Raw genomic sequence first — 14,787 nt, forward strand, 5'->3', positions numbered from 1 at the left:
GGCGCGCTCTTCAACGCTGAGTTCGGTATAAGACATAGGGGCAGCACCGTACCGGAAAGGTCAGGTGTTGCACTCAGTTTTTGCCGCCGCCCTCTATAAACACACAAATTTGGCGATATGCCCCGTAAAAAAGTCCTTGGGCGGGGGAAGTACCAGGCCTCTAAACCGGCCTTCCCAGGGTAAAACGGCGCAGAGTATTGCATAACCTGTTACCGGTTGGGCTCGCTCATCCGCCGCAGGCGCGAGCGAGCCCACCTTGGCAGTCAGTCAACACTGAAGAACAAACGCCGCGCCAACAGCCTGGAAATGCTCGCCCGTTCGATCTCCAGGGTCTGCTGTACACGGCCGGTCTGGCCGGTGCGAATCCGCGCGAACGCCTGGGCTTCGGCCTGGGCCTGGGCCTGGCGCCCGAGGCGTTCCTGTTCAGGGCTCTTGAGGTGGGCAGCGGTGTAGTGGTCGTCCGGCCCCTGGCGGTTTTCATAGTGAAAATGCGCGTAACACAGGGGCAGCCCAGTGTCCGTATCCAGCACGACATACACTTGGATAAAATCCCGGGCTTTGTCCTTGATGGGCACGCGCGCGTCTTGGCGAACGATGCGAACTTCATTGAGCCCGTGCAGAAAGTCCACGTCTTCGGCGCGACTCAACTTCAGCTTGCTCGCGCGCACCCGCGCCTCCACACCCGCTGCGTCCAACCGCAGCGCGGCGGCACGCAACTGGGTGGCACGCACTCTCGCCGTGTTTTGCTGGGTAGGCTTCAGCCGTGACGGGTTCAAGGTCAGCAGTTTCTTGTCGATATCCGCAGCGACCATTCGCCGGCTGTTGGCCTGAGCCGCCAGTAAGGCTTGCAGAGATGAAGGCTCGCATTGGCTGGCCATGGCCTGCACCTTTAGGATGGCGATATCGACATCTTCCAACAATCGCTGGCCCTTGTTCAGCAGCGCGCCCAATTGTGGGTTGGCCGTGCGCCGGGGCGCAGGCTCAACCGGCTCCCATATGCCGTCTTCAGCCTCGGTGAAGGTGGCAAGCACACTGCCTGTGTCATCCACCAGCTCTGCCGTGCCCGCTGGCGTCTTGATGCGTGCTACATAAACATCCCGGTTACGGGTGCGGATGATCTTTTTGACCCGCGTCCCTGCTGCGCTGGGCGGCCTGGGTTGTCTGGGTTGTCTGCCGCCAGGCAACGGTGCCAGCAGATCAGCCAGTTGCCCATTGGCTTGCTGGTGCAGGTCGGCCAACAGCGCCTGCAGTTTTTCCAGGTTGGGCAAGTCAAAGGTGTCCGGTGCCATGGCTCGCCAGAACTGAATATGGTCGTCGGTCACCGCGTAGACATGACTGAGGCTTTTAAGCAGTTCGATACGCTCCTCAACAGTGGTGGTCAGGTTCTCCAATTCGGCCAGGGAGCGGCTGGCCCAACGGGCACGATTGATCACCCGGTTCAAGCTGTCGAAAAACTCTACTTCCAGGGGCGGCCCTTCAATGTCGATGGTGATGCCCCACAGCGTGGTGACCTGCAACGCCTGCAAATCCAGAATGGAGGGGCGCGAAGGCAGCTGTGCGTCCAGCGCCCGGGCTTTGTCACGGCCCAGGCGCGGTACGCTGTTCAACTGCTCCATATAGGCGCTTTCCAACTTGCGATTGCTGATAGCTGCGTCCTCGGCCGCCACCTGTTCGCGCATGTTTTTTTTCAGGTTGGCATGGGCCTGACGGTTAAGGTCGGAGCCGGCTTCGTCATCGGTTTCGTCTTGCAGCAGATCCAACAAAGGTTTGATCCGCCGATTGATCTGGATCATGCGCTCACGGGTGTCAGCGTCCATCAATCGCAAGGTGAGAATCAGCGACTCGAGTATTTCACACAGATTTTCCTCGTAACGGGGACGGGGCTTGATTGCCCGCAGACGCATGAGCAGTTGCAGTTCCTTCTCGGAAAACTCGACCTTGTTGCGCAGTTCCTGCTGGTAACGCTGCTCAAGCCTGGCAAGCTGTTGGGCGTCGATTTTATCTTTGGACTCAACCACCAGCTTGCGCGCCACCTGCATGGCGGCAGCCGCTTTGGCACGCGAACGTCCAGCCTCACGGTACTGTTCTTCAAGGCGTGGCAGTGAAAGCTCCAGCGCCTGCAACTGAGCCTCCATCGCCGCATCGGCATTGCCGCCGACCAAGCGCAAGCGCCCATCGAAATCCCAATGCCCGTCCCCCAACGGCTTGAGCCACGGCCCTTTCTGGGCACCATCGGCGCTGATCACCCGCCACGCGCCCGACTCGTCCACCACCCGATAAAGATGCCCACGCACCAAGGCTCGCCATTGCGGCGGCGAATAAGCGGTGTCACGCAACAAGCCACGGCGCGGGCCGCTTGACTCGGCGTGGTCCCAGCCGCCTGAGAACGCGCCCAGGCTCAAGGTACGGGCCCGTGCATGTTGCGCGGCGGTCAGGGTATCGCGGGCGTTACTCCAACGGGTCGGCGAGCTGAACGTCGCGGGCGGTGCGCCACGTGTGGACACCCTGGTGGTGGCAGTGGCTCGGGCCAGGGGGGCGAACACCGGATGCTCCAGCTGCAATGGCGGTAAAGGATCATGGGGCGTGGCTTGATGGGCAAGGACAACCATCAGATTGCTTAACACGTCCATGACCGCTTTGTTCCTGACCTGTTCATCCTGGCTGGCCAAGTCCTGAATGTCTTGCTGCAGGCTGTCGATCAGTTGCACCAGCCACCCCCCCAGTTGCAAGGGCCCGCTGGCAAACGGCAGCACGCTGCCAAACAGCAGCCACCCCACCTCTTTAAGCCTGGCCCAGCGCTGCTCGGCATTCGATATCGATTGCCGATCAGCCAGAGCCACCAGGGCCTGGGCCGTGCCCTCAAAGACCACGCTGCAAGCGTCCTCGTCGTTCAATTGTTTGCTGAGCTGGACCGGGGCAGGTTTCTCGTACAGCGTAAATTCATCACCGGGTAAAAAGCGGCGGATATGCGGTTCAAGGAAGCCGCCGTTGGCATACACCGCCTGGCGTGCCGGTGCGAGCCACGTCAGCACGTCATCCTGCAGCGGGCCGTTAGCCTTGATGGCGTCAAACAAAGCCTTGATCGACTCGAACCCTTGCAACATCGGCTTGAGCAAGGGCCGGTACAGCAGATGAACGCCAGCGCTCCCGGTAGCCGGCCCAATGATGAAGTGATTAGTGACCACATCCTGCGCAGCCTCAGGCGAAGCCTTGAATGCCAGCGGCCACAACGTCATCGTCTGGCCTTGCACCTTGCGCTCGGCAAGGCTGGCTTGCAACGCGGCCTGTAGGCGGTCGACACCTTCCTGAGTCAGGCCGTGCTCACCTTTGAGTTTCAGTTCCAGCGCCAGCATCGGCAGTTGCACCCGTAACTGGCGGGTGAACAACCCTGAGCGACGACTGCGTTCCAACGGGTCATCCAGCAGTTTTTTCTTCAATAGATCCGGGTAGGCCTGGCCCACATCGGCTTTTTCCACACAACCTTGAAGCAGGCCATAGGTCAACCACTCGGGGGCTTGGGCACCCTTGAGGGTGATCTCGGTGACGGTGTGCGGGAAGCCGGCCAGGTTTTCCAGGGCCAGCTCGGTCAGGCTCACCGTGACCGGGTCGACTTCACCGGCGACAAAGCCCCCTGGGACTGGAATCGCCGCAGCGATCACGCGGTTGAAGGTCAACTGAACGTCGGCGGGCCGTACTGTTTTGGTGGCGGGTTCGGCTTGCAGGCAAGTGCGCAAGGCCCGGTCGGCAAACACCTGAATTGAATCAATACCGTCCAGAAAATGTTGCCCGCCACTGTGCTCACGGGCCAGCACCAGCGCCTGGACCAGACGTGCGTAGGTGATGCTGTCGTCACGGTTGGCATGGACCAGCCACAACGGCAGGGCCTCACGCAGCTTGCGCTGGCCTGCACTCAGGTGCGCAACAAACCAGCGGTGGGGGTTGGTGATGTACGCAAGCAACGCTTGGTGCTGGCCCGGCGCGAGGGGCAGGTTGCGGTCGATGCGATCGATTTCTCGCAGCTGCAGCGCCAGGTAACTGGCGGCCAACGCATCGAAGGGATCGCTTTCCACGTCCTGGGCAAACCACTGCTCAGTGTCGGCGTCTTCGGGCACACAGGCCGGTAACAGCGCCGCCACATCGTCAATGCTGCCCAATGGATGAACACCGCTGGCCGGGCTGAACAGCAACGTCTGTTGCCCGTGGCTGAGGATCAGCAACGGCAACATCAGCGGCGTCGCGCCGGCCAGGAACACCGCCTGTACACACAACGCCTCACCGTGGGCGCTCCACTCGCGGTCGGGCCGCGTCGGGTGCAGCAGGGTCTTGGGGAACAGCCGGGCAAACCCCTCGTCATTGAAACCAGGTGGTTTGCCGGCATCGTACAGCAACGTCAGCAGATCATCTGACAGGTAGCCCCAACGCGTCATCTCCACCGGCAACGCCTCACGCCACCAGGCTTGCAAGCGCTGTGCATACGCCCCCAACAACCCCGCGCCGCAGCGATTGAGCAGCGGCTCCAGCTCGCTGAGGGTCGGGCCACCGACCACAAACACTTCCCGCACGCGCTGCACCACGACGTGATAGTCCGCCACCAACAGCAAGGGCTTGCTGCTGGCCAAGCGTTGCAGCACCCACTCGGGCAAAGACCGGTAGGCCAGCGCGTCGTCGTCATCGGTCGAGGTGGCGATGTAAATCAAGCCAACCTGCCATTTTCCCGCGCCCAAATGCTCGTCCAGATAAGCCTGAACACTGTCGTTCGCGACTGTGAGCAGGCTCGGCGGCTCGCCGAACAAGGTTTGGATTTGCTCAATGGTGGCTTGGCGCGGCGAGCCTGAAGCGGTGTCGGAAAGGGTCATGGCAGAGCTCTATGATGGTTTAAATCACGAACGCTACCCGCTGCCATCCTGGCGACGCGGTAGTTATCTACTCTCCCGTCTGACGACTCGATCTTTAGCGCCCTACAAACTTCGTAGAGCAGTCAATCAGCGTCTACGCTTCAGACAAGTCCGATCAATCTATAAGAATGGTCAATCGACTATGGGCGCACTGTGGCAAACCGACTCACACCAGGCGCAAGCTGACAGCCCGTCAGCCACGCCGCTGGCAAAAAAACTCAAACCCGCCCAGTCGTGGCGCCGGCTCTACTGGATGATTCTGTTAATGGCCCTGATCGCCCTGGGGTTTGCCGCCACCCGTGAAATGCACACGGCCCACTGGCAAGCCCGCACATTCAGCCAGTGGGCGGCCCAACTGACCTACACGGTGGCCCCCGGCGCCAGCGATGCCATGGTGTACCCCGGCGACGGTCCGTTCGATCGGCGCCTGGGCTACAGCGCCCTGGGTGAGTTCCTGCCGCGCCTGCTCAAGCGCAACTATCTGATCGAATCCCAGGCGCGCTTTTCCGACGCGCTGATGGACTACAGCCGCCATGGCCTGTTCATTCCCTATGCCGAAAAGCTGCAAGCCGGATTGACCATCACCGACTGCCGCGCCGCACCGCTTTATCAATTCAACTATCCGCCTCAGCTGTATAAGCACTTCAACGAGGTGCCAGCGCTGATGGTCCACAGCCTGCTGTTCATTGAAAACCGCCAATTGCTCGACCCTGACCCGCCCCAGGCGAACCCCGCCGTGGACTGGCCGCGCTTTGCCAAGGCTGCCTGGTCGCAAGTCGCCCGTCAGTTGCACCTGCCAGGGCAATCGGCGGGCGGCAGTACCCTGGCGACGCAACTGGAGAAGTACCGCCACTCCCCGGACGGCTTGACCCCGTCGGGCAGCGAAAAGATCCGCCAGATGCTGTCCGCCAGCGTACGCGCCTACCAGCACGGGCCCGACACCCTCACCGCACGGCAAAACGTAGTGCGCGACTACCTCAACAGCGTGCCCCTGTCGGCGGTCCCTGGGCACGGCGAAGTGCATGGCATCGCCGAGGGGTTGCGGGTGTGGTACGGCGCCGAGTTTGCCCAGGTCAACCGGGCCTTGAACGACACCGCACAAACCCCGGCCAGCCTCGCAGCGCGCGGCCTGGCGTTGCGCCAAGTGCTCTCGCTGATCATCGCCCAGCGCCGCCCCTCCTATTACTTGACCAAGGGCCGTGACGACCTGGTGCAACTGACCGACAGCCACTTACGGTTGCTGGCGCAAAATGGTGTGGTGCCGGCCGAGTGGGTGACGGCGGCGCTGGCAAGCAAGGTCAGCTACCGTGATTGGCAGCAGCAGCCAACCCTGCAGAAAGTCGAGACCAACAAAGGTATCAGCGTCGCGCGCAGCCGCCTGGCCGCCCTGCTCGACCGCCCACTGTACGACCTGGACCGCCTGGACCTGTCGGCCACCAGTACTTTGCAGGGCCAGTTGCAAGAGCAAGTCACCGCCTACCTCAAACGCCTTGCCGCCCCTGACTATGCCGCCGAAGTCGGGTTACTCGGCGAGCGCTTGCTCACCCCGGCGAGTACCCCGCAGGTACGCTACAGCTTCACCTTGTTCGAGCGCACCGATGATGGCGCACGGGTACGGGTACAGACCGACAACACGGACCAACCCTTCGACATCAACAACGGCAGCAAACTGGAACTGGGCTCCACCGCCAAGCTGCGGGTGCTCACCACTTACCTGCAAATCGTCGCCGAACTGCATGAGCGCTACGGCGCCGCAACACCTGCGGCACTGAAAAAAATCGAGGTTGCGGAGCAGGACCGCATCAGCCGTTGGGCCGTCGATTACCTGCTACAAAACCCCCGCAAATCCCTGGCCGACATGCTCGACGCTGCGCTTGACCGCACCTATTCGGCAAGCCCGGGCGAGAGCTTTTTCACCGGTGGTGGCCTGCACCGCTTCCATAACTTTCGCAACGAAGACAATGGCCGCAACCCGACCCTGCGCGACGCCCTGCGTGAATCGATCAACCTGCCCTTTATCCGCCTGATGCGCGATCTGGTGCGCTACACCACCTACACCAGTGCCAACAACAGCGCGCATTTGCTCAAGGACGACAACGAGCCGCGCCGTCAGGAATACCTGGCGCAATTCGCCGACCGCGAAGGCACCACGTTCCTGCTCAAGTTCTGGAAGAAATACCAGAAGAAGGACACCCAGGCGCGCCTGGAAACCTTCCTCGACAGCCTGCATCCCACGGCGATCCGCCTGGCCGCGGTCCACCGTTATCTGCTGCCGGAGGCCAGCCGCGACAGCTTCAACAGCTTCGTGCGCGCGCGCCTGGCCGGCACCAAGGGCGAGCAGACGCTGACCGACAAGCGCCTCGATGCACTCTATGACAGCTACGGCCCCGGCGCCTACGACCTGCCCGACCAGGGCTATATTGCCAAGGTGCATCCCCTGGACCTGTGGTTGCTGGGCTACCTGATCAACCACCCGGAGGCGACGTTCAGCGAAGTCGTCAAGGCCAGCCAGTTCGAGCGTCAGGAGGTCTACAGCTGGCTGTTCAAGAGCCGCCACCAGAGCGCACGTGACAGCCGTATCCGCACCATGCTGGAGATCGAAGCGTTCCTGGAGATTCATCAACGCTGGAAGGACGTAGGCTACCCCTTCGACCATCTGGTGCCGTCCCTGGCGACCGCCATCGGCAGCTCCGGCGACCGCCCTGCCGCACTGGCCGAGTTGATGGGCATCATCCTCAACGATGGCGTGCGCATCCCGGTACTGCGCATCGACAGCCTGCACTTTGCCGCCGGTACACCGTACGACACCCGCGTGATCAACGACCCCGACCGGGCGCATCGTGTCATGCCCTCCGAAGTTGCCACGGCCTTGCGCGGCGCGTTATCCCAAGTGGTGGACGCCGGCACTGCAAAACGCGTCGCCGGCAGTTTCAAACAGGCCGACGGCACACCACTGGCCATGGGCGGCAAGACCGGCACCGGCGATAACCGCATCGAAGCGATCGGTTCGGGCGGACGTATCATCAGTTCCAAGGCGATCAACCGCACCGCCACTTTCGTGTTCTACATCGGCGAGCGCCACTTCGGCACACTCACTGCGTTCGTACCGGGCAGCTCGGCGCAGGGCTTCAAGTTCACCTCGGCGTTGCCGGTACAAGTGCTTAAAGGCATGGCCCCGATATTGATGCCTTATCTGCAAGGTGAGAGTCAGAGCACATGCCTGCCTCGATGAGCGCCGCGCCAGAGTGGTAATCCGTTGTTGCTTGCTCCTGGCTTATTGATCCAAAACGCCCATTTCTCGAGCCCTGCGTTTGATTTTTCCAGGGAGGGGCCAAGTAGTGTTTATGTATGCCTGAACGTTTCATGAGGGTGATTAGTGTAGATCGGGTTGACCCCCCACTACTCATCTCAAGGCAACACAACCATGTTCTTCGAACGCCCCTCCCCACACGCTGCGAGCCATGCCCAGAAGGGTATGCACTTTGATGTTATCCAGCGCTCCATTCCAGATTGGCTCAGCGCGACCACGCTGACACGCGCTCGCGCACTGAAAGCCGCAAGCCCTTTTGTCTACACCCGACTCAACTCGCTCGACACGCGCGCAGATACGGTTTCCACAGAGGCCATGGCCGAGCAGTGGACCGCCAGGAATGCCTTGGATGAACACTTCAAATACATCAAGGACGTGTACTCATTCGCAGAGCCTCTGCTCAAAAAGGCCTTGCGTGAATACGGCGACATTGATGTAAAAAACACGTTCATTCGCCTGTATGCCCCCGCCGAAAAAAGCTGGTGGGTCATTGGCGTTCGCAAAGGCGTAACCAGCCGGACCGTAACGTTACTGGACGCCGCTCTGCATAACTTTTCCGCCAGCGAGCAGTTTGCCGACTATGGGTTCTTGTCCAAGCCCGACGCCCGTGGCCAGCAGCCCCTCCTGACGTTCACCTCCAATACCAGCGGCCAGCCCCTGACCGCGCAAGTATTCAAAAATCTGTGCCGCACCCTGGATATAGGCCGCCAATACCAGACACGGTTATTGCGCACCCTTGGCTTCGGCAATCAAGTCCAGGCCGATACGCTACGGCGCAAAGTGATTGCCTGCGACAAGGCCACGCTGAAAAACGCCGCCTGCATCGCCTGGTCGCAGCAGCATATCCAGGAGGACGCCCGACGTCTGCTGTTCGATATTGTCGAGGACAAGCCCGACCCAGCGTTGGACGGCATACCGGTGGAGTACTACAACCTCAGCCTGCTGGATGCCCGGCTCAGCGGTATCGTGCTGATTGCCGCGCCACAGGGCAGCGACAAACACATCGAACGCCTGATTGCCTATGTTCCTGAAGACCCGGAGCATCCGTTGAAGGAGTACCCCTCGCCGATTGAATTCATGAATGAGTTGACGCGCCAACTGCGCGACAGCACCGCCACCCTGGATGCCCACGGCCAAGCGCCTGCAAAGACCACCTACCGTCAGTTTTTCAGTCGATTTGTCGACCATAAACAACGCGGGCATTTTTTTGCCGAGCTGCAAAGCCGCCTGTTCAAGGTGCAGTGGCACGAAAAGAAGCGCACCGATAGTGGCCCCAGTTGGCAAACCATCGCGGTGGACACGCCGCGGTTGCACTTCAGCGTGCAAAACATTTTTGACGACCACGAGAACCGAGCGCCTTCCGGGCATTCGGAGCCTGACACGCTGTGGCACTACCTGTACCGGGTCAACGTCAATAAAATTGTCAACGATACCCGGGACGTGGCGATCAGCACCGCTTACGCCGACTTGATGGCGCGCTGGGCCTGGTGGAATAACCTGGGCAAGATCCTCTCGGATATTTTCAATGCGGCGCTCCTGGTGGTCACCCCCTTCGTGCCGTTCCTGGGGGAGTTGATGCTCGCCTACACCGCCTACCAGGTGGCCAGCGATGTGTTCGAAGGTATTGTTGACTGGGCGCAAGGCAACGGACTGGAAGCCATCGGGCATGTCATGGACGTGGTGGAAACGGTGGTGCAACTAGGCATTTGGGCGGGGGCCGGTACTGTCGGCCAGGCTGTCACCCTTAAGCTGTCGCCCTTCGTCGAGGGCCTGCACCCGGTGACGCTGGATGGCGGTGAAAAGCGCTTGTGGAACCCCGATCTTTCGCCTTACCAGCAGACCATCAGCCTGCCCCAAGGCATCGCCGCTGATACACAGGGTTTGTATCAGCATGCCCAGAAACACTGGCTGGCCCACGCCAACCATCACTACCAGGTAGAACCGGACCCGCAGTTGCCTCATCACCGAATCGTGCACCCCCGCCGGCCACACGCCTATCAACCGAAAGTGCGCTTCAATGGTCACGGCGCCTGGGTACATGAAGGCGAACAACCGCGCAGCTGGGACGATCACACGCTGATGCGCCGCATCAGCCCCGCCACCCAGGCGCTCACCAACGAGCAGCTTGAACAGATCCGTATCATCAGCGGCAGCGAGCCAGACCATTTGCGCCACATGTATGTGCGCAACCAGCCGGCCCCGCCGCTGCTGGCCGACAGCATCGAACGCTTTAGCGCAGACCGTTTCGCCCAGGCGTCTGTCCAGAAAATACGTACGGGCCAGACACTCGCCCCCTATTCCTACTGGTTCGAACAAGCCGTTACCGACCTCCCCGGCTGGCCGCCGAGCAAAGCCCTGGAGGTGTTTCACAACAGCGATCTGAGCGGCGAGTCGCGCAAATACGGCGATACCCACGCCGCGCCCGTCGATACCCTGCGCATCAGCCTGGCTGACGTGATGGCTGCCAGGCTGCCCGAGCGGGTGCTGGGTTTTCTGGACGAACCTCAGGTCAATACGTTGTTGGGTGAAACCTTGCCCCAGGCTCAACAGGCCCAGGCGCTGCGCAATAAACTGGCGAACTACGTAGAGGGCTATGGCGGGCATGTCGCCAAAAGTCATTACCAATTGGGCCAAGCCAGCAGCGACCCACACGTGGCCCTGTTGCGCCAGGACTTTCCCGAGCTGGCGCTGAGCAGTGCGAACGCGTTGCTCAAGCAGGCCTGGCCTGAAGAAACAACGGTGATGAACGACACACAGCGCCTGCCCCTGCGCCTCAAAAGCCTGGCACGGGAGTTGGACTTCGACCATCAGGCCAGCCGCGCTGTCGAAGGGCTTTACCCTCCCCGGCAACCCTCGGCGCACAGCGAACGGTTGGTGCTCAATACCCTGCGCCTGCACAGCGACGTGTTCAGCCATCTGAACATCGACATCCGGGACAACAGCCCCACCGGCCCGTTGCGCTGCAGCGTCGGTGAAACCGACGCGCCGCAGGCCCGCACACTGGTACGCAGCGCAGACGGGACCTACACCGTGTTCGACGCCGATGCCAACCCACTCAACCCAGCCACCACGCTGTACGAGTCCCTGCTCTGGACCCTGGCGCAGGATCCGCAGCGCGCCCCGCCCTACACCGTCGGCGAAGGTGAACAGCTCAGGCAGTGGGTGATCGAACATAACCAGGCACCGGCCGAGCGACGCCTGGCATTGGCTGAGCCGCCCTTACGCATGCGGCCCGCTCCCGAAACCGAGGTGCTGCTGGGCGGAGGCGCATCCTGCAAAATGTCCCGGGTCGACAGTTATGACATGCAACCCAAAACCATTGAAGAACGCATCAAACAGTTACTGCCCGCGATGAGCAACGACAGCGTTCGACGCTTATCAATCACGATGAGCACAGCCGAAGGCGAGCAAACGCTGATGCAGATGGAGTCGCAAAAACAGCAGTTGTTCAATCAGCTCGACGCCTACATAAAGGGTCCGACGCCCAGGGCGGGCACGCTGTTGGAGCCGGAAGTCCGCAAACGCCGGGCGCAAGTCGCGACCCGCCTCTATGATGGCTGGAGCAATGGCCTGACGGTGCATCTGGACGAAAGCTTCGAACACCGCGGCGGTATCGCTCTGGACTTGTTCAATACGCCCATGCCCGACGAACTGCCCACCCTTAACGTGCCACTGAACCACATCAGCGACCTGGACCTGCGTGGTTGTGATTTTTCCGATCACCACGCCGCCTTTCTAGACAATTTCCCGCATCTGCGCGACCTCGATCTGAGTCACAACCAGCTCACCCAGTTACCTGCGACCCTGGGCAAGCTCAAACGTCTTCGACGCTTGCATCTGGAAGCAAATGCCCTGGTTCTGGACGATGCCGCCATTGCAACACTTGGACGGCTCAAGCGTCTCAAACAGCTTGAGATGGCCGGCAACCCACTGGGGCAAACACCGGATATCAGCCAAATGCCGGCCTTGACCTTGCTGAACCTGCGCAATACGCAAATAAAGGACTGGCCCGTCGGGCTCGTCGGTCGCTCACGCGCGCGCGGGTTCCAACTGGACCTGAGCGAGAACCCGATCACCCAGTTACCCCATGTCGCCCCAGGTTCGGATGATGCCGACATCATTGCCCGTACCCGCCTGGACCAGAGCAGGCTCACCTCGGACTTTCAGGACTTGCTCGCTGAATACCGCGAGTCTGTGGGGCTGGACCCGCTGCGCTTCTACGCGCCTAGAGGTGAAAGCGCACCCTGGCTGAGTGACATCAAGCCTGAGGAGCATGAGCAGCACCGGCAGCTGTGGGACGCGATTGAAAAGGAACCCGGCTCTCAAGGTCTGTTTGAGGTGATCAAATCGCTCGAAGAGCCGGACGAGTTCCAGGCCGAGGAAGACCGCCTGGCCTATCAGAACAACCGGCCTGAGCTGAGCCAGAGGGTATGGCGCCTGCTGAGGGCGGTCGAAGCCGACAGCGACCTGCGCGAGCGCGTGTTCAAGGATACTCGCTACCCCGGCTTGTGCCCCGACGCCGGCGCGCTGATATTCCAGAAACTGGGCGTCGAAGTACTCGCCAGCGAAGCCTATCGAACCAGCACCACACCGGCAGAACTCGAGGCCAGGCTGGTGGTGCTGGCCCGCGGAGCCGCGCGCGATGCCTATATGGGCAAAGCCATTGGTGAAGACATCGCCCACCGCCTCAAACCCAAAGATCAGGGCGGGCTGGGGCAACGGCTATGGTCGCAGGTCATCGACGGCGAGCATGGCGAGGTCGACGAGGCCGGCATTCACTTAGCCTATCGCAGCACCCTGGCAGACCGGCTGGACCTGCCGTGGCTATCGACCCATATGACTTACCGCACTCTCGCCGATGTAACCCCCGCGCAGATCGAAAAGGTGGCCGCCGCAGTAGCCAGGTTGGAAGAGGGTGACGGGCTGGTGAACCAGATGCTGTTGGACAAAGGTTGGGAGCGTTACCTCGAGCAGCACAACCCCACCGCCAAATGGAACAATGACACAGCCTTCGACTTGAAGTACCTCCAACTCGATGAATTACAGGCACTGCAAGCGCAATACGCCCAGTCACAGACGCTGCCGGAGATTGATCGGCAAGCCCAGCGGGTAAAACTGCGCGGCCTGGCGCAAGCCCTGGGATTGGACGAAGACAGCGTGTTATCCGGCAACCCTATGAGTTCAACACAGTACGACACAGCACTCAATGAGCTGGGGTACCGGCACAATCAGTGGCTGCGAGATCTGACGCGTGTTGCGCTGAACCGGGCCGGAGCACGTAAAAACCGGGCTTGATGCGGCCCTGGCGTTCAAGGCGCAAGAAAATCAAACATCAGATGCACCGTGCCGTAGTAGGCCCCGCCCTGGTAACCCCCCTGCGGCTCGATCGCCGAAATATCCAGCTCGACGCGCCGGCCCATGCCCGCTTCGTCAGCGCTGAGTACCTGGGTCGAGTCCAGGGTCAGGGGCACCCGGTTGAACAGCACGCGCAAATCGATACGGTCATTGCCGCTCAACAGATAGGGCACGTCTCCCAGGCGTGCCGCAACGCCGCCATTGAGATTCTTGACGTCGAAATGCTTGCGCAGGCGGCCAAGCCGGGAGGTCGTCAAGTCCCAGGCCAGCAACTGATCCTGCCCCATCCAGTCGGGTTCGGAAGGCAATACATAGGCTTCGTGGATCGGGATGGTCACCGACACATCAAAGCTCTGGCGTTCCTGAAACGCCATCGCTTGCCCGCCCAGGGTCAACGGCACCATCAGCGCCGCCAGTCGCGTCAATTGTCTAAATATCATCGGGTGACCTTCATCGGTTTTTTGTCCCGGCCTTCAACCAACTGGAAGCTGAATTGGCGTTCGACTTTCTTCTCGAATACCAGCTGGCGGCCAGGCAGGATGTGGTGCTTGGTGGTGGGTTCACAGTCGGTTTTCTTTGCCACTGAACAGTCCCGGAACTCATCGAGCACGACCGTACTGTTGCCGGCATTGCGCAGGGTGTACTGGCTGGCGGTCTCGCTGATCTGCGTATCGAAGCGGGTATCCTTGGGGCGCACGAAGAACACCGTGCCATAGCCCGCCATGACGTTGACCCCGGCTGCCAGGTCTTTTTTGTATTCGCTGCGCTCTGCGTCGGTGACCGCAAAGTCATCTTCCTTTTCCGGCACGACGGGGATAAAGCGCACACGAAAGTAACGCTCCTTGTCACGCTGGCCCATGTACAACAGACGAGTGCCCTGGCGTCCGCCGGCCGGCACGATCAGGCGCGCCGGGCTAGCCATCAGGCCGTCGCGATTGGTGGTGCTGCCCTTGGCGTCGGTCATCGAGGCGACCGGCACTTCCCGGGAGGTACCGTCGGCGTTATAGATAATCTCCAGCACATTGACCTTGATGAACGCGGTACTGGTGCCGCCGTTGAATACCCGCTTGAGGTAGGAGCTGCGGTCGCCTTCCAGGTAGTCGTACACGACGCCGACGTTGATTGCCGGCCCCGCCTGCGCTGTCAACGACATCAGGAAAAGCCCGGCCCATAGCACTGCATGTTTCATAGTTGATTACGCCTTGTTGATTGAACGCGGCCCGCCAC

The 14,787-nt window shown here is 61.1% G+C and carries 5 protein-coding genes; 2 read left to right on the forward strand and 3 right to left on the reverse strand.

Annotated features, from left to right (window positions below; all coding sequences use genetic code 11):
- Positions 1–263: 263 nt before the first annotated feature.
- A complete protein-coding gene (locus BOP96_RS20170) occupies positions 264–4,856 on the reverse strand; it encodes a hypothetical protein (protein WP_073453820.1) in 4,593 nt (1,530 codons plus the stop codon).
- 181 nt (positions 4,857–5,037) lie between these two features.
- On the opposite strand from BOP96_RS20170, the gene BOP96_RS20175 reads away from it, so the two are divergent.
- Entirely contained in the window at positions 5,038–8,127 is a 3,090-nt protein-coding gene (locus BOP96_RS20175; protein WP_073453822.1) for a transglycosylase domain-containing protein, read from the forward strand.
- 192 nt (positions 8,128–8,319) lie between these two features.
- Positions 8,320–13,500, forward strand: coding sequence for a dermonecrotic toxin domain-containing protein (locus tag BOP96_RS20180; RefSeq protein WP_073453823.1), 5,181 nt, complete (start codon positions 8,320–8,322; stop codon positions 13,498–13,500).
- A gap of 14 nt (positions 13,501–13,514) precedes the next feature.
- Here the strand turns inward: BOP96_RS20180 and BOP96_RS20185 are convergent, their stop codons facing one another.
- Positions 13,515–14,000, reverse strand: coding sequence for a CS1 type fimbrial major subunit (locus tag BOP96_RS20185; RefSeq protein WP_014717097.1), 486 nt, complete (start codon positions 13,998–14,000; stop codon positions 13,515–13,517).
- Positions 13,997–14,749, reverse strand: coding sequence for a hypothetical protein (locus BOP96_RS20190; protein ID WP_014717096.1), 753 nt, complete (start codon positions 14,747–14,749; stop codon positions 13,997–13,999). Before BOP96_RS20190 ends, BOP96_RS20185 begins: the two co-directional genes overlap by 4 nt.
- Positions 14,750–14,787 lie beyond the last annotated feature (38 nt).

The organism is Pseudomonas sp. FSL W5-0203, from assembly GCF_001896155.1.
GTDB lineage: Bacteria > Pseudomonadota > Gammaproteobacteria > Pseudomonadales > Pseudomonadaceae > Aquipseudomonas > Aquipseudomonas paracarnis.

Coding starts and splice junctions, on each gene's coding strand:
- BOP96_RS20175 (WP_073453822.1), top strand. CDS start 5,038: ATGGGCGCACTGTGGCAAACCGACTCACACCAGGCGCAAGCTGACAGC.
- BOP96_RS20170 (WP_073453820.1), bottom strand. CDS start 4,856: ATGACCCTTTCCGACACCGCTTCAGGCTCGCCGCGCCAAGCCACCATT.
- BOP96_RS20190 (WP_014717096.1), bottom strand. CDS start 14,749: ATGAAACATGCAGTGCTATGGGCCGGGCTTTTCCTGATGTCGTTGACA.
- BOP96_RS20180 (WP_073453823.1), top strand. CDS start 8,320: ATGTTCTTCGAACGCCCCTCCCCACACGCTGCGAGCCATGCCCAGAAG.
- BOP96_RS20185 (WP_014717097.1), bottom strand. CDS start 14,000: ATGATATTTAGACAATTGACGCGACTGGCGGCGCTGATGGTGCCGTTG.